This window comes from Cnuella takakiae (assembly GCF_001953305.1).
GTDB lineage: Bacteria > Bacteroidota > Bacteroidia > Chitinophagales > Chitinophagaceae > Flavisolibacter > Flavisolibacter takakiae.
Map to the genome: position 1 here is coordinate 4,769,709 of NZ_MTFE01000010.1, position 17,802 is coordinate 4,787,510.

Below are 17,802 nucleotides of genomic sequence, written 5' to 3' on the forward strand. Positions count from 1 at the left end.
CTGCAAAGATAGGGAGTTGTTGTTTACCTGGCGCTTTTATTCCAAACATATTTTCAAAAACCCAATGATGGGCCTTTCTTTTCCTTTTGATGTCTTTGTTCAGCAGATATCCCATATCCTTTTACCCTGCTTTTTAATTATGCTTTACTTTAGACCAAACCAATAAACGATTCATGAGAAGACTCCTGCTAGTAATGGCCTTAACCGCCTCTACCCTGGCCATGGCACAACAAAAAACCATTTCCGGTAAAATATCCAGCTCGCAAAACGGGCAAGCTTTGAATGGTGCTTCTATTAAGATCAAGGGCAAAACAGGTGGCGTTATTGCCAATACCGATGGCAGCTTTACTATTATGGCCGCTCCCGGCGATGTATTACAGATCAGCAGTGCTGGATATGGTAGCCGGGAAATTACCATTGCAGAAAACACCAGCCTGGATATTGTACTGGACTATAACGCCGAACAGCTCTCGCAGGTGGTGCTGGTAGGTACCCGCCGTGCCGGCAGGGTGCGCACCGAAACACCGGTGCCCGTTGATGTGATCAATGTGGCCGCCAACACACTGCCTACCGGCCGCATGGATGTGACCTCTATCCTTAATTATGTAGCGCCTAGCTTTAATTATAATAAACAAAGCGGATCGGATGGTGCCGACCACGTGGACCTTGCCACCCTTCGCGGGCTTGGTCCCGACCAAACCCTGGTGCTGATCAATGGCAAGCGCCGCCACCAGACCTCCTTTGTTTCTGTATTTGGCACCCGTGGCCGCGGCAACTCGGGTACCGACCTGAACGCCATCCCCGCTTCAGCCATTGACCGGATAGAAATTCTGCGCGATGGCGCCTCGGCTCAATACGGCTCAGACGCTATTGCTGGTGTTATTAATATCATTCTGAAACGCACTACAGGAAAGCTTACCGGCAACCTGGGCGTGTCGGCTTTTCATGATCCCCGGTTCAATACAGCTTATAAGAAAGAGCTGGGTCAATATGAATACGAGTCGAAACTGGATGGCAAGAGCGCCACAGTTGGATTGAACTACGGCATTGGTTTGGGTAAGCGCAATGGCTTTATCAACCTTTCTGCCGACCTGCTGACCACCGGTAAAACTTTCCGCCAGGTGTTGGACACCACTGATCCCGTTAACACCCCCCGGGGCATGTACCTCAACCCCTACCGCCGTGCCAATGGAGATGCATCCCTGCTGATGGGCGGCACACAATATAATATGGAGCTTCCCTTTGCCAATAACCGCACGGTGTTCTACTCCTTCGGCGGCTTCAACTACAAATCGTCGGATGCTTTTGCATTCAGCCGTAATTTTTCGGCAAGGCCGGAACGATTCCCGACCGATGCACAGGGTAATATGATCCCGGTTGCAGGCATTATTAAGGAAACACCTGATGGCGAGTTCTATTACAACCCGCATATCCAGACCAGGATCAGCGACCTTTCTGCTGCTGCCGGCATCAGGGGCGCAACTGCCAGCGGCTGGAACTGGGACATTAGTAACACCACCGGCCGCAACGGCTTCCATTTTTATGGTGATAAAACCTTCAACGCGTCGCTGGGTGCGGGCCAAACCCATTTCGACAATGGCGGCTTCAGCTTTTTGCAAAACACTTCCAACCTGATTTTCAGCCGCGAGATCGACGGCATTGGACAGGGCTTTAACCTTGCGTTGGGTGCCGAGTACCGCTACGAGCGCTACACCATCGAAGCTGGTGAAGAAGCTTCATGGAAAAACTACAATGCAGCAAAAGCCAGCGGCTCACAAGGTTTTCCCGGGTACCAGCCTTCAGACGAGGTAAAAGCCAACCGCAATACAGTTGGTGTGTATGCCGATGCCGAACTGGATATTACCAACAAGTGGCTGCTCAACGGCGCGGTGCGTTATGAAAACTACAGCGACTTTGGCGCTACGTTTAATTATAAACTGGCATCACGCTACAAACTGGCCCGCAACCTGAACCTGCGCGGATCGTACAGCACCGGTTTCCGGGCACCATCGCTACAGCAGATCAACTTCAGTTCCACCTTTACTACCGTACAAGGCAGCAATATTGCCGAAGTAAAAATCGCCCCCAACTACAGCCCCATCACCAAGGCGGCCGGCATTCCCAACCTGAAGCAGGAAGAAAGCCAGAATGCCAGTGTAGGCTTTACCTGGAATCCCACTCCCACACTCAATATTACGATTGATGGTTACTGGGTACGCATCAAAGACCGCGTGGTGCTTAGCGGACAGTTTGCCGCCGACCAGCCGGGTATCGATCCGGCATTGGCGGCACAGATGAATGCTTTGAATGTGGGTCTTGCGCAGTTTTTTGCCAATGCGGTAAACACTACGAACAAAGGCCTCGACATCGTATTTGACTATAACCGTCCGCTGGCGAATGATCAGCGTTTCCGCCTGCTCTTTGCCGGCAATATCCAGGACATGACCATTGACCAGATCAATGTGCCCGCCAAGCTCGCCGGGTCGGCCGAAAGCCGCCAGAACTTCCTGAGCGATCGTGAACAGGCTTTTATCCTGGCATCAGCGCCTAAAAACAAACTGTCGCTGAACAGTGAGTATGGATATAAAGGATTCACCATTGGCGCCCGTCTTACCCGATTTGGCAAAATCCAAATCCTGGGTTATGGAGAGGACGGCCTGGGCATCAACCCGCAGGTGCCTACCGATGCGGATCCGAACCTGTACGTGGCTGATAAATACTATTATGCTACCCGCGTAGTTACCGACCTGTACACCAGCTATCGCTTTTCGCCCAAGTGGACTCTGTTTGCAGGCGCCGACAACCTGTTCAATATTCACCCCTCCTACGGCGTGGCGCTGGGTGCCAAAGGCTGGGCTTACAACAACGAACCTGCCGGTCCCTTCGATGCGGTGCAAATGGGACAAAACGGAAGACGCTATTTCCTGCGCCTTGCTTTTTCGCTATAAAATCATCTCCCCCGATCAAAATAAAACCCTGCCCCGTGCAGGGTTTTATTTTTACTACATAGAAACCTTTAAGGCCGCAATTATTCAGGAAGCATTAACGCCCAAACGGCATTAGAATGCCTGCAACCTTTTTTCAAATCCGCTACAGGCCTATCTTTGGACGCCTGATAAAGGACGCTTGCCTCCAACTTGTCAGGTTATAAGCCACCAAAATTCAAAAAGAACAATGCAAAAGATCCTTTTCGTTGCCGGAGCTGCTGCAGTGCTGCTCACTTCCTGTGTTTCGGGCAAAAAATTGAAAGCCGAACAGGCCAAGTATGCCAAACTGAATGACTTTTATGTGCAGGTACAACAAGACCTGAAAAAATGCCGCGATGACGAGGAAACTGCTGCCCGTCGCCGCCAGCAACTGGAGTCGGAACTGGATGCTGCCCGCCAGCAACTGTCCATGACCAAGGAGAACAACAACGTAATGATCAACCAACTGAAAGATCTTTCCGTTATTTCCAGCGCACAGGCCGAGAGCATCAAGAAGAGCATGGAAAATATCGGTGCCAAAGACGCATATATCACCGACCTGCAGAAGTCGATGGCCCGCAAAGATTCATTGAACATGGCCTTAGTGATGAACCTGAAGAGCGCCCTCAACGATATCAACGACACCGATATCGAAGTAAAGGTGGAAAAAAGTGCTGTATTCATATCTATCTCCGACAAACTGCTGTTCCGCAGCGGTTCGTACGAACTGAGCGACCGCGCCATGAGCGTGCTGGGCAAAGTAGCCCAGGTGCTGAATGCCAAACCTGAAATCGAGTTCCTGGTAGAAGGCCATACCGATAATGTGCCCATTAAGAATGCCTGCATCGTTGACAACTGGGACCTGAGCACCAAGCGTGCCACTGCCGTTGTACGCGTACTGCAAAACCAATATAAGATCGACGCCCGCCGCATGACTGCCGGTGGCCGCAGCGAGTTCCTGCCCGTTGCCTCCAACGACAGCGATGCCAGCCGCAGCCTCAACCGCCGCACCCGCATCGTGATCCTGCCCCAGCTGGACCAGTTTTTCAAGCTGCTGGAGAAGCCGCAGAGCTAAGAACTGTTTTTGGGTTTTAGTTTTTTGTTTGAGGTTAAATCCTACAGACAAAAACTTAAAAGAAGTTTGTATAAAAGAAAACGCCGCAAGTGTATTGCGGCGTTTTCTTTTATACAACCAAAAACAAAAAACCAAAAACCTACACTCCGGCTTTAAACGCATCCACTTCCCGATACGCCTGTATCAACGCCAACTCACCATCTTTACCGGGACGGGCATTACCATGCTCCATACCCATAATGCCGCGGTAGCCTTTATCGTAAATATGCTTGAAGATGTTCTTATAATTCATCTCTCCGGTGGTAGGCTCTTTCCGGCCGGGGTTGTCGCCAACCTGGAAATAAGCGATCTCATCCCACACCAGGTCCATGTTGGCAATCACATTGCCTTCATTGCGCTGCATGTGGTACATATCAAAAAGGATTTTGCAGGAAGGACTGTTTACGGCGCGGCAGATGCCATAGGTTTGATCGGAAGTGCGGAGGAACAAATCGGGGTTATCGCTCAGGGGCTCCAGCACCATCACCAATCCCTGCTTTTCCAGTATTTCCGAGCCGCGGCGCAGCGCGTCGATCACATGGCCCGTTTGCACACCAATGGGCAGCTTGCGTTCAAAATAACCGGGCACAACAGTGGCCCACTTGGCATTGCACCTTTTGGCTACCTCCAGTGACTTGCGGCAAATATCCAGGAACCTATCCTGGAACTCTTTCTTCCCTGTTGCCAGCGATACCTTCCAGTTGTCGCCGCCGTCAATTACAAACACACCCATGGTCATGCCCAGCTTGGCCAGGGTTTCACCAATTTTTGTTTGCTGCTCCACGGCACGGCCCATCATGCCATTGTCCTCAATACCGCGGAAGCCCTGGTCGTAGGCCCATTTGATCTGGTCCACGAAATCGGCACCGCCGCTGTTTTTGAACATGCCGTCATGAAAAGCATAATTGAGTTGAAAAGGCTGGCCTGCGGCAGCGGTAGGGTTTTGTTGTGCGGCTGTGTTGCGGGCAAAAAGCGGTGCAGATACAAGGCTTGCAGCACCAGCGACAAACCCATTCTTTAGAAAATTGCGACGTTCCATGGTAAGTATCGTTAGATGTACCAAAATAGGGCAAAGCCCGCATATTAGGCGCCGGCATCGCAGGTAAAAATAAATAAATGTGATGCAAACGTTTGTTCGCCTTCAAAGCCCAACAATCCTTATTTTTAAAACCCTTAAATGATTGCAGTGAAGTTTTATTTGATTGTTGCCCTATTGCTGGCCAGGAGTGCTTACAGCCAGCAACCCGCCGATTTTAAACCTTACGAACAAACCCTTCCCGGTACCAGCATAAAATTTACCATGACGCCCATTGCCGGCGGCACCTATACCATGGGGGCGGCCAGCGGCGAAGCAGGGGCACAGGCCTTTGAAGGCCCACAGAAAAAAGTGACCATCAGCCCTTTTTGGATGGGCACCCACGAAGTGACCCACGACGAGTTCAACGTATTTTTTGAAGACGAAGGCACGCCTACCAACTCCACCGTTGATGCCATCACCAAGCCCACATCCCAATACATCGATCTTACCTGGGGCATGGGAAAAACCGGGGGCTTTCCGGCAAACAGCATGCAGCAATTTACCGCGCTGATGTATTGCCGCTGGCTGTACAACAAAACGGGCCAGTTTTACCGCCTGCCTACCGAAGCCGAATGGGAATATGCCGCCCGTGCAGGCGCCACTACTACCTACCCATTTGGCAACGATGCAGCACAACTAAACGATTATGCCTGGACAAAGGCCAACAGCAATAAAGTGTACCACCGGGTAGGGCAGAAAAAGCCAAACGCATGGGGACTTTATGATATGCTGGGCAATGTGGCCGAGTGGACTATTGACCAGTTTGACGAACAGTATTACAGCAAGGTAGCAGACGGCGCAACAGACCCTGTTATCACGCCGGAGAAGCGCCATCCCAAAGGGGTGCGCGGTGGCTCTTTTGAAGACGATGCGGCGAAACTGCGTCCTGCATCCCGCCTCAGCTGGCTGCCCGACTGGAACAAGCGGGATCCACAGATTCCAAAAAGCCGCTGGTGGCTCACCGACGGGCATTTTGTAGGCTTCCGTTTGGTTCGTCCCTACAAGCAACCCACACAGGAAGAAGCCGAAGCGTTTTTCCAATTGCACCTGGGGCAATAACAAAGATGAGCCTGCATTGATCCTGCGTTAATTAAGGCTAACGCCGATGCATTATCATCGAAAATATTGGTACCTTTTCTAAACCTTCCATTTAACTGTACACACTACATTTTAAAACCTAACGCAAAACTTGTCATAATGAAACCAACCAACTCCCGCAGGGAATTTGTAAAGCAAACCGGCATGCTGGCCGGCGGTATGATGGTGCTGCCCAACCTGGCAGGCGCCAATTTTTTCTCGGGTGCTTCGGATGTAATCAAAGTAGCCCTTATCGGCTGTGGTGGCCGGGGCACAGGTGCCGCTATGCAGGCCCTGCAGTCAAAACAAAATGTAAAGCTGGTGGCTATGGCCGACGCTTTCCAGGACCGCCTGGACCGGTGCTATAAAACCATCAACTCCGAAGAAATATCTGACGCTGGCGCAAAAGTGGACCTGAAGACCATGATTGACGTTCCTGCCGAACGGCGTTTTGTTGGGTTTGATGCTTACCAGAAAGCCATCCCCCTTGCCGATGTGGTGATCCTGGCCACTCCTCCCGGCTTCCGCCCCATCCATTTTGAAGAAGCGGTAAAGCAGGGCAAGCACATCTTCATGGAGAAGCCCGTGGCTACCGATCCTGCCGGCGTACAGAAGGTGCTGGAAGCAGCCAAGATTGCCAAGCAGAAGAAACTGAACGTGGTGGTAGGCCTGCAGCGCCACTACCAAAACTCCTACCGCGAACTGTACAAGCGCAAGGCCCTGATTGGCGACATTGTATCGGCGCAGGCCTGGTGGAACAACGACGGTGTATGGGTAAACCCGCGCAAGGCCGGGCAAACCGAGATGGAATACCAGATGCGCAACTGGTACTATTTCAACTGGCTTTGCGGCGATCATATCACCGAGCAGCACATCCACAATATTGATGTAATAAACTGGTTCAAAGGCGGATATCCTGTAAAAGCACAAGGCATGGGAGGCCGCGAAGTTCGCAAGGGTAAGGACCACGGTGAAATATTCGACCACCACTATGTGGAGTTTGAATATGCCGATGGCTCCATCCTCAACAGCCAGTGCCGCCACCAGCCCAAAACCATGGCCAAGGTGGACGAACTGCTGGTAGGCACCAAGGGCCGCATACAGGCCGGCGCTGCCAATATCGTAGACCTGAAAGGCAATGTGCTCTTCCAGTTTGATAAAAAGACAGAAAACAACCCTTATCAAACAGAACACGACGAACTGTTTGCAGCCATCGCCAAAGGCGAGTACAAATTTGCCGACGCAGAAAACGGCGCTTACAGCACCATGACCTCCATCCTTGGCCGCATGGCAACTTATAGTGGCCAGGTAGTGGAATGGAACAAAGCCCTCAACTCGGGTATCAACCTCCAGCCTAAGGCTTATGCCTGGGATGCGATGCCTTCGATTGTTCCGGGTGATGACGGCTTCTACCCCATTGCCGTCCCGGGAAAGACCAAGTTCAACTTTGCATAAAATTTCCTCTTTTGCCTTACTTAAGCCCTGCGTAAGCGGGGCTTTTTTTGTTAGGGCAGGGAGTTAGGAACTGAACAGATTTCAAGTTGCCAGTTGCCGGTATCTTGAACATGGGCACAAACAATTAATAATTGGTATTATACCATTTTTCAATTAGGTAGTTCAGTAACAGCGGAATATGGCATGCCGACGTAGGTCGGCATCTCCAGCAATCTTCGGAGTACCTGTATACAGCAAGAGATGCCGAAACAAGTTCGGCATGACAATCGCCTACCATGCAAACCGAATTACCTAGTTGAAAAGAGTATTATAACCTATTGTCCGATCAGCTCAATATGCCAATAATGTACGCTCCGTTGCCTCAATTCTCCCCTTTCCCGTAATCTTGCAACGCCCGCAGTCAGTGGCAAGGTTTTTAGAACTTATTGGATTGAAGCTTATACTATTTCCATTTGGCTGCGGAATCAACCTGCGGGTTTGTACGCTTGAAGCTAGTAGCTAATAGCTTCAAGCTTTTCCAACTAATTAAAAAATGGTATTGTACTGGGCTCAAATGATTGGCGAATGACCACGAAGATGAAACATTGGCTGCCCCTGGGCAGCGGAATCTGGACCTTACTGTTGACAGGCAACCTGCTGCATGCCCAAACCACCAGTGATAGCCTCCCCCCATTTATCCAGGCATCGGCAGCAGCACATTACCTGCCCCTGCTGTCGCAAAAGAAGGCCGTAGGCGAACGGTACCGGCTCGATTGGGCATTGCCCGTACAGGCGCCTGTTGCCCGGCTGGATACGTTGAAAGGAGGCCTCAAGCTGTACGCCGCTTCCAATAATGGCCAACAGCCAACCCTCATTTTTACCAATACCACAGGGCAGGCCATCGCCCTCAGGCCCGTACAGTACGCCCCGGCAAGGGCGCTGCCCGATATTTACCAGGGCACCATGGTCTCCGACTTTGCCGCCGACCTGGGTTCTGCCTACCAGCCCTATGCACCGCTTACAGTTGGGCCTATGACAAGGGCGGCAGCTTTGCCGCTGTCGCCGGTACAACTGGTGTACCTGCCGCGGCAGCAGGCCCTGGGTAATTTTCCCGCACAGCTGCTCAACCGCTTGTATTTCTTACAAGCGATGCCCGTAAATGCCGGTGCCGACACCACCACTACCTGGGTGCGCACCCAAAGGATGTTGCAGCTTGCAGAAACCGACAACCGCAACCAGCCTGATGCTGCAACCTACCTGAAGTACCGGTTACTTGACATGCTGTTGGGCATCAGCACCCGCGACGAGGAAAGCTGGCGCTGGCAGGCACAGCCTTCCGGCGAAACAACAAGGTACCTGCCGGTGCCCAATGGCTATGAGGGCGCTTATGCCCGCTTCGATGGCCGGCTGCTCACCATTGCCAAAATTGTAGCACCCATTGGTCACCTGGTTTCATTCGACCGGCAGATGCCGGAGCCAGGTAAACTCAATGGCCGCTCGCTCCACCTCGACCGGAGACTCACTGCCAGCCTTTCGGCTGCCGACTGGCAGGCCATTGCCAGGCAGTTGAAAACCGCACTTACCGATGCGGTGCTGCAGGAAGCCATCAGCCAGCTGCCACCCGAAATACAAACCGCTTCCGGGGCAAGCATCCTGGCTAATCTAAAAAGCCGCCGCAATGTGCTGGATAGCTATGCCAAACGTTATTACGACCTGCTGGCAACCCATGCCGATGTGATTGCCTCCCGTGCTTCGGAGCAGGTGCGCATTACGGGTAGTACGGGTAAAGGTGTCCAGGTAAGCATATACGACCTGGATGAAACAGGAAAAGCAGCTGCTACCCCTTTCTTCAACCGGGCATTCAACCCCGATGAAACCAGGGAGGTCAACCTGTATGGCGTTGGCGGCAACGACCAGTTTTTGGCAGAGGGTGATATCGAAAAGAAGATCAAACTCCGCATCATTGGCGGCCCTCAAAAAGACAGCCTGCGCAACCGCAGCCGCAACGGCAATATTGACCTTTACGACAGCCGCGCCAACACCTACACCTATGGTGGACACGTTCGATACCACCTGAGCGATGAAGCCGATGTGCACCAATACGATTTTGATGCTTTTGCCTTCAATAAGCAAGGCCTGCGCCCCATGGTTTTTTACAGCAATAACGACCGCATTTATGCAGGGCTGGCTTATAAGAACACCAAACAAGGCTGGCGCAAGGTTCCATTTGCCCAGCAACACAAAGCCTACCTCAACTACTCGCTGTGGCAGGGTGGCGTGAGTGCAGGCTACGAAGGAATTTTCACACAGATCATAGGCAAATGGAACGGCCTTTTATCTGCCGAATACGATGCCATTCGCTGGAACAATTTCTTCGGCATTGGCAACGAAACACCACCACAGGTTGCCGACAACAATTTTCACCGGGTGCGCTCCGAGGTGGTAAATGCCGACGCAGGCTTGTTCCGCCCCCTGGGCCGACACCACAGCATTGGGCTGTCGGCACGCTTTCAAACAGTGCGCATACGACCCGATACAGAAAGATTTGTGGGGAAGGAAATGAGTGATGACCCGCTCCTGTTTCGCACCCACCAGTTTGGCGGTGGCCGCCTGACCTATGGTTTTGTATACCTCAACAATCCGCTGGTGCCCACCAAAGGTTTACAGTTTAATGCCAGCGCCGGTTATATGCGCAACCTCAAACAAACCAACCGCGAAATCAGGACCTACAACAGCAATGTGCAGGTGTACCTGCCGCTGGCAAAAAGATGGGTATTTAAAACGGGCGGCGGCATCCAATCCGTAAATGGCCAACCCGAGTTTTACCAACTGTCCACTATTGGCGGATCGGCTACCCTCCGGGGTTTCCGCCGCGAAAGGTTCTGGGGCAATACTGCTGCCTACACCCAAAACGAAGTGATGTATGTAGCGCCTTTTCGCAGTTACTGGTTCAACGGGCCTGTAGGCATTTTCGGCTTATTTGATGCGGGCCGCATCTGGCAGCCGGGTGAAACTTCCAACAGGGTGCATACGGGCTATGGCCTGGGGCTGATGCTGGTACCGTTCAATAAAATCAGAGTGGAACTGGCCTATGCCCGCTCTGCAGAAAGAGGCATGTTGCATATTGGCTATAGGGGAAGCCTGTAAAAATCTCGGATTGGGGATCTCGGGTTTCGGTGGTGTTTGAATACAGGTAATATCTACCTGTTGTACCATACCGAAATCCGAAATCAAACATCCGAAATCAGCTCACCAGCAGGGTCAGCAATTCCCGTACGGCTTTGATCTCCCTGAAGTTTTCGTGCTCAATGGTATGATGAATCTGTTCGTGTGCCCAGGTAATGTGAAAAGGCACATGCACTGCATGACCACCTAAGTTCAGCACCGGCAACACATCACTTTTTAGCGAGTTGCCCACCATCATAAAATCGGCAGGCGGAATGTCGAGGTGCCTGATCAGTTTGCGGTAGCCAGCCTCGTCTTTTTCCGACATGATTTCGATGTGGTGGAAATAATGATCGAGACCCGAGGCTTTCAGTTTGCGCTCCTGGTCCAGCAGGTCGCCTTTGGTGGCCACCACCAGCCGGTATTTATCCTTTAATGCGATCAGCACTTCTTCCACCCCTTCGATGTGTTCAATAGGGCGGGCCAGCAATTCCTTGCCCAGTTCCAAAATGCGGTGGATACCTTTTGCATCGATGGTATTTCCGGAAATGCGCAGTGCCGTTTCTACCATCGACAGCATAAAACCTTTGATCCCATAACCATACAAGGGCAGGTTGGCAATTTCCGTCTGAAACAATTCTCTTTCCGCGGTATGCGGCGCCATGAAGTCGGCCATCAGGCTGCCAAACAGGGCTTCAGTTTCACGGAAATAAGGTTCATTCACCCAAAGGGTATCGTCGGCGTCAAAAGCAATTACTTTGATATTGTTCATCTGGCCAAGCCACTTTTAAATTATTCTAATGATACAGCGTCATCGGGTGGCCCGTCCATTAAGCAACCGTGGCCGTTCCATTCCTACTTACTTATCCGAGGCTGCCCGAAACTGGATGCAAATGTAGCACTGGCCAGGCCACTATACAGCTATTGTAATTGCAAGTGTTTCTTGCCAGTGCCCCCGCCAGTAAGACCGGAAGCTATTAGAAGAAAAATCCAAACTGTACCATGGGCAGCAGCTTTTCTTCCTTGCTTCGGGTGAGCGAGCCCGTTACCACCCAACGCTTGATGGGAGAGATATAGATGCCGATACCATTGCCCACATGCCAGCGGCCGGAGGCCTCTCCATCGGCCCATACCCTGCCCACATCGTTGAAGACGAAAGCACCAATTTGCCCGGGAAACAGGTAAGTATTGAAATCTGCGATCTTGAGGCGTAGTTCCAGGTTGTTGTACAACATGGAGCGGCCGGCAAAACGGTCGCGGCGATAACCCCGCAGGTTTTCCATACCACTGAGGTATTGTGCCTGCTGGAAAGCATATTTACCGGCATTGATACCGCCACCCAGGCGGAAGGCATATACCAGGCGGGCCTGTTTTTCAAAAGAGGCGAAGATGCGCATATCACCGGTAAACTGGGCCTGGTTGGTACTTACACTGTTCAGGCCAAACAGGGGCCGCGCCTGCAGGTTGAACACCAATCCACGGGTAGGAATCACCCTGTTGTTTTGCGAGTTGATATTCATGCCTACAGCGGCGCCCAGGTAATGATGGGGCTCAAAAAATTTGTTCAGGTCATTGCCATTGCCATCGCGGAAATACCGGTCCACAAAATGGTCCTGGTTTTGGCGACGGTCCATCCGGAAGTATTGGTAACTGGGACCATAATACACCCGGAACCAGGACTGCAGCTGCCGGCGCAGGAGCACCGATGCATCGGCAAAATCGTAACGCACCCGGTAAAAACGTTCCCTTCCCGGCTCCGATTTGTTGAAAGCCGTATTGTTGCCGATACCAAAGAAGTTGGTCACATTCACCGGCGCCCGCACATCGGCGCGCACCAGCAAGTCGTGGGCATTCCATACACCCGTAAAATCGCTTTCCCACTTAAACTGGGTAGAAGCTGTTTTAAGCGCCCTGCGCGCCACCAGCAAGTGCCGGGAGGCATAAGGCTCCTTGCGGAATCCTTGTTTTACCACTTCCGCCCTTGCCCCCAGGAATATGCCATCATCAATATTATACCCCACGGAAATGCCTGGGTTGAAATAATCATATTTATAAAACAGCCTGTTGTATAGGTTTTGCTGCGGGTTGGTGGTAACGTGCTGGCTGAACAGGGCCGTATCGCCTTCAAAACGGTTGGCTTCAAAATTCACATCGTGCACAATCACCTTTCTGCCCTCATTGCCTGCAGCCAGGAACCGGTCTTCACCCGGGCCGCCAACAATGCGGATCAAAATGGGCGACCTGCCGCCACTTACCTGGAATGAGTCGCTGTCTTCGAGGCCAAAAATCCGGAGTTCATGGGTCACCGACGGATCAAACAGTCGCTGGTAAATTTGTGAGCTGCGCTGTCCTTGCTTATCGATCTTATAGACATGTACATCCACAAAACCGCTGTCTGTTTTGTGGATCAAAAACAGTTCGCGCTGGTTGGTGCCTACAATGTTTACTTCTTTTGAAATAAAGCGGTAATAGGCCTGCATATCGTTTTTGAAAAACCGGCGGCGCTGCTCCAGCGTAAGCCTGATCTTATCGGCGCTGGCACCCTCGGTGGCATTGGGCTGGCGCTGCACCGCGGTACGCAACACCTCGTTGGTCATGGCATTCAGAAAAGTATCGATCTGCCTTTCCCATACCATCCAATCCAGTTCATTCAAAAAGAACCGGTCGAAGTTGCGGGCGGGTTTATTAAAGGTTTTGATATTGTCTGCCTTGGCAGAAAAACCCTGCAGTTCGGGTGCAAACCAGGGTTTCTTGGCCAGCTTGGGAACAAGGCCCTGGTTGGTGTAAAATGCCTGGTCGTGGTCGCGGGGAATGGCATAATAGATCTTTCCTTTCCCGGTATCGCGGGTAGCCCATTGCCACTGGTCTTCGTGGCGGTCGAAGTCCATGATAAAATTATCCAGCAGGCGAGCCTTCAGCACCTGGCGTTGGTCTACATGGTCGTCGTTGTCTTTGGCCAGGCGGGTCACCAGTTCGTCGGTATTGTACACTTTAGCCACATTTGCCGGCTGTCGCTCTTCCAGTACGGCCAAGGTATTGCGGAACGTACTGCGGAAGCGGCCCAGCCTCGGATCATCGGGAATATAAACCAGCTTGCGCCGGATGACGGGCAAACCTGCCGCCTGTGCCAGTGGTGCAATAGAAAGGGGTGCAAAAGGATAGGAAGCCGAGATGCCTTGTTCCAGCACCTGCTTGGTAAAAGGCGTGCGCAGGTCGGGCGGGATGGCTGCCTCGGGGAACTTTTCAATGGTGCGCAGAATCCAGTCGCGGCCTTCCTTGGTTTCCAACCTAAGCGACCGTGTTTGCTTGCCGCCACCCTGTCGTACGGGCTTCAGGCCACCCTGCTCGGTGCCCATATTCAGCACATCCACTTCCACCGGCGTGGTCCATTCGGTACGGTAATTTTTACCCATAAAGAAATTGCGCAGCGGGTTGCCCTTTAGCCTTGGATTGGCCGTAACCACCAGGGATTGGGGCAGCACCGGGATGGAGTCTTTGGATACCTGCTCCGGCACGGTTTGAATGGGCTTGAGCGCCTTCACGAAATTGGGATCGCTCATGTCCTTGCTGTTGATGTTATAGTACCGCACTTCCACCTTGCCGCTCTTGCGCACTTCCAGCATGGCAAAGCCGAAATTGAGATCGGAATACAGCAGCTTGCCTTGTTTGCCCTTTTCACTCAGGCGGGTAAGCTTGGCACCTGAGCCACTTACGATATAGTGTACACTGTCCTTTTCTATCAACTGCAAATTGTGCTCGTGACCCGCTACCGCCATGGCGTTGGGGTGCGATTGCAGCACCCGCTCCACGGTCTCTATCATGTTTTGATACAGTGGGTGTTTCAGATCCTGGACATTGCCAAACACACCCCGGGTGATGGGATATACCGAACCCAGGATGGGCAAGGGAATCCAGAGGTTGGGATTTATTGCCGTTAGCGGGAACAGGTGCTCTTTCCAGGTATAATCGCCGCCATGGGTACCATGCGAGTACATGGGGTGGTGCATCACCACGATCATCAGCTGGTTGGGATGCGCCGCGGCAATTTCCTGCAGCTCGATGGCAAATTCATCAACGGTTTTGGAAGAACAGTTGGAGCCCGGTCCGGGCTTGTCGTGGAGGTACAAAAACCACTCGCTGTCCATCATCACCAGTACCACCTGCTCGTTCAGTTCAATAGGTATGGGGCCCGGGCAGCCGCCTGTTGGCTGTGCCTGTATATTAGGTTGTTCCAGTCCATTGATGTAGTTGATTTGGTTAAGAGCACGCTGCCAGCCTACCAGTTTGCCATTGGCCCAGTCGTGGTTGCCCATTACAAAAAAGGCACGGCTCTTTTTGTTGCGCACCAGGTCGATCTGGCTGTCGATGATCTTTTTATAATAGAGATAGCCGCTCTCCCCTTCCATAGGCAGGCCGAGGGGGTAAATATTATCACCCAGGTAAACGGCACTGTTCAGCGGATCGTTCCAGTCCACGTTCTTTTGCAGCCAGTCCACTACCACCTGCTTGCCATTGTGGAGTTCGCCGCCATCGCCAATCAGGAATATTCTTTGCCGGATACTGTCTTCCTGTGCCCATAGATTATGGCCGGTGAAAAATAGCAGCCATAGGATACACACTCGCATCATGATCATTAATTTTTTGCCGCACGCATGCGCACTGTTTTCTTGTACGAATACATTTTGAGGGTTGCCGCACCATACTTGCCTTCATTGGAAATATACATCGCGCCATTGGGTGCAAATGCGATGCCCTCGGCCTGCGGGTGATCGTCGGGATTGAGGCGGTACACTTCTTCTACATTACCCCGCCGGTCGGCTATTACCAGCAGCTGACCCGCCGATGCCAGTATGTACAAGCGGCCATCAAGGGGATGGATGGCTGCTGCGGAGGGTTTGAAGTCGGCATCGTCGTTACGGGCCGTTTTCTTTACCTGCTCGCTGCTGATGGAATAATAAGGTTCGGTAGCAAACTGCCGGTCTTCCAGCGAAAACAGGTATGCCGTACGGATGCCATTGCCTTTATCAGCCTCGCAGCTTTTACACAACATCACCAGGCCTTTGGCCTGGGGCTCGTAGTAAAGCGTTTCGAAATCGTTCTTTCCCCCGATGTTGGCGTTATACACGTTTACGCTGTCGGCACCCTGGGGCACTTCTACGATGCTGCCGTTCGATACCAGCACATAGATGGTACTGCCCACCTGCACGATATCTTCAAAATCTGCCTGCTCATAAAAGTTCTTTACCTTGTCGGAAAGCTTTTGGGTACGCAGATCGATGCGGAAAATAGTACGCTTGCTGTCGCTGATGGCCAGTAAGGCATCCTCGCCAGGCACAAAGAACAGCCCCGATATTTCGTTGAGACTTTTTCCCAGTTCGCGCTGAACGGGTTTGTGCAGTTCATATCCCCTTGGCGAACTGTAGCTTGCGTCGGAACAAGCTGTACAAAGCACTAACACCCATAGCAGACCAAAGCTTACTGCCGGGCATTGTGTTTGAAGTAACTTTCTCATCATTTAATTTGTAGTATCAAACAACGCACCACTCATGTCCGATACCAACGACCAGCTCTTAAGCGCAGCCAGGGATTTCATTACCAATCTGTTCCGGCAAAGGGTAAAACCCGAACTGGTATTTCACAACCTGGAGCATACTGAAGATGTGGTGGAAGCGAGCAGCATCATTGCCGACCACCACCAGTTGGAAGAAGGGGACCGGTTTGTGCTGTTGCTGGCAGCCTGGTTTCACGACACCGGGTACAGCAAGGGCGAATCCGCCGGCCATGAAGCCGAAAGCATCCATATTGCCACTGATTTTTTGGCGGCACATGGCGCCGACCCCGGGCTGATACAAAGAATCAGTTCCTGTATTGAAGCCACCCGCATGCCGCAGTCGCCGGTGAGCCTGGTGGAAAAAATATTGTGTGACGCTGACCTGTTTCACCTCTCTACCCCCGACTTTTCGGCACGCAGCCAGCTGTTGCGCAAGGAGCAGGAATTTTTGCTGGGGATGAAGATCAGCCAGAAAGACTGGCGTAAAAACAATATTTCCTTTCTCCAACACCACCACTATTTTACCGAATACGGGCAGCAGCAACTGGAGCCCCGCAAGCTGGAAAACCTCGCCTTGCTGAAAAACAAAAAACAAAAGGAAGGCAAAAAGCAGGATGCTCCCGCCCCTGAGCCCGTGGTATTTCCGTACAGTTCGGCGGCGGCTGGTAAAACGGAAGAGCAGATCAAAGAAGAACGCAAGAGTACGGAAAGGGGCATCCAAACCATGTTTCGCACCACCAGCAACAACCACTTTGAACTGAGTACGCTTGCCGATGGCAAGGCCAATATCATGATCTCGGTAAATGCCATCATCATTTCAGTGGTATTGACCGTGCTGCTGGTGCGCATTCCTTACTACCGCCAGTACATCATACCCACGGCCCTGCTGGCCCTTACCTGCCTGGCAGCGATGATTTTTGCCATCCTGGCCACGCGGCCTTCCATTAGTGGTGGCCGCTTTTCAGAGGAAGACATCAGGGGCAAACGCACCAACCTCCTGTTCTTCGGTAACTTTTACCGGATGAAGATGGAAGAATACCAGTGGGGCATGAACGAGATGCTCAAGGACCGCGAGTACCTGTACAACAGTATGATCAAGGATATCTACTACCTGGGTGTGGTGCTGGCCCGCAAGTACCGCTTCCTGCGTATTGCTTATACCATCTTTATGTACGGGCTGATCATATCGGTGATAGCCTTTGCCGTTGCAGCCCTGTATGGCGCTACCAACCCGAATGTGAGTACCAGTGCGCCGTTGATTGATTATTGAACCACACCCCCTGTCTTCCTAAAGGGGGAACTTAGGCCGGAATTCCAACTTAAGTTGCAAGTTATTTTGAGAATAAAGTATAAACCAACAACGCCCCTCTGCTTTGGAGGGGCGTTGTTTATTAAAAGTATGTTTGACCTAAGTTCC

Annotated in this window: 10 protein-coding genes; 6 read left to right on the forward strand and 4 right to left on the reverse strand. The window is 52.0% G+C overall.

From position 1 onward, the window contains the following. The first annotated feature begins 173 nt into the window (after positions 1–173). Both BUE76_RS20455 and BUE76_RS20460 read left to right on the forward strand, forming a co-directional pair. Positions 174–2,948: a TonB-dependent receptor gene (locus BUE76_RS20455; RefSeq protein WP_073044413.1), complete on the forward strand. Its 2,775-nt coding sequence runs from the start codon at positions 174–176 to the stop codon at positions 2,946–2,948. A 226-nt stretch (positions 2,949–3,174) separates the two neighbouring features. After that, positions 3,175–4,041 (forward strand): OmpA/MotB family protein, encoded by an 867-nt coding sequence (locus BUE76_RS20460; protein WP_073044411.1) that lies wholly within the window; start codon positions 3,175–3,177, stop codon positions 4,039–4,041. Between the two features lie 139 nt (positions 4,042–4,180). Here BUE76_RS20460 and BUE76_RS20465 read toward each other — a convergent pair whose 3' ends face one another. After that, entirely contained in the window at positions 4,181–5,119 is a 939-nt protein-coding gene (locus tag BUE76_RS20465) for a hydroxypyruvate isomerase family protein (protein WP_073044409.1), read from the reverse strand. A 138-nt stretch (positions 5,120–5,257) separates the two neighbouring features. Here BUE76_RS20465 and BUE76_RS20470 point away from each other — a divergent pair, with 138 nt between their 5' ends. The 3 genes from BUE76_RS20470 (at position 5,258) to BUE76_RS20480 (ending at position 10,816) form a co-directional block, all read left to right on the forward strand. Next, positions 5,258–6,217 carry a formylglycine-generating enzyme family protein gene (locus BUE76_RS20470; RefSeq protein ID WP_073044407.1) on the forward strand — a complete coding sequence of 320 codons (960 nt, stop codon included), beginning with the start codon at positions 5,258–5,260 and terminating at the stop codon, positions 6,215–6,217. Between the two features lie 138 nt (positions 6,218–6,355). After that, positions 6,356–7,690 carry a Gfo/Idh/MocA family protein gene (locus tag BUE76_RS20475; RefSeq protein ID WP_073044405.1) on the forward strand — a complete coding sequence of 445 codons (1,335 nt, stop codon included), beginning with the start codon at positions 6,356–6,358 and terminating at the stop codon, positions 7,688–7,690. A 564-nt stretch (positions 7,691–8,254) separates the two neighbouring features. Further along, positions 8,255–10,816, forward strand: coding sequence for a ShlB/FhaC/HecB family hemolysin secretion/activation protein (locus BUE76_RS20480; protein WP_073044403.1), 2,562 nt, complete (start codon positions 8,255–8,257; stop codon positions 10,814–10,816). A gap of 97 nt (positions 10,817–10,913) precedes the next feature. Here the strand turns inward: BUE76_RS20480 and BUE76_RS20485 are convergent, their stop codons facing one another. From BUE76_RS20485 to BUE76_RS20495, 3 genes are all read right to left on the reverse strand, one after another. Continuing rightward, on the reverse strand, positions 10,914–11,606 hold the full coding sequence (locus tag BUE76_RS20485) for an HAD family hydrolase (protein WP_073044401.1): 693 nt from the start codon (positions 11,604–11,606) through the stop codon (positions 10,914–10,916). Positions 11,607–11,811: 205 nt separating this feature from the next. After that, positions 11,812–15,462 (reverse strand): BamA/TamA family outer membrane protein, encoded by a 3,651-nt coding sequence (locus BUE76_RS20490; RefSeq protein ID WP_158070012.1) that lies wholly within the window; start codon positions 15,460–15,462, stop codon positions 11,812–11,814. A 5-nt stretch (positions 15,463–15,467) separates the two neighbouring features. Then, on the reverse strand, positions 15,468–16,346 hold the full coding sequence (locus BUE76_RS20495; RefSeq protein ID WP_158070013.1) for an SdiA-regulated domain-containing protein: 879 nt from the start codon (positions 16,344–16,346) through the stop codon (positions 15,468–15,470). 34 nt (positions 16,347–16,380) lie between these two features. Here BUE76_RS20495 and BUE76_RS20500 point away from each other — a divergent pair, with 34 nt between their 5' ends. After that, positions 16,381–17,655, forward strand: a complete 1,275-nt coding sequence (locus BUE76_RS20500; protein WP_073044395.1) for a Pycsar system effector family protein — start codon at positions 16,381–16,383, stop codon at positions 17,653–17,655. Positions 17,656–17,802 lie beyond the last annotated feature (147 nt).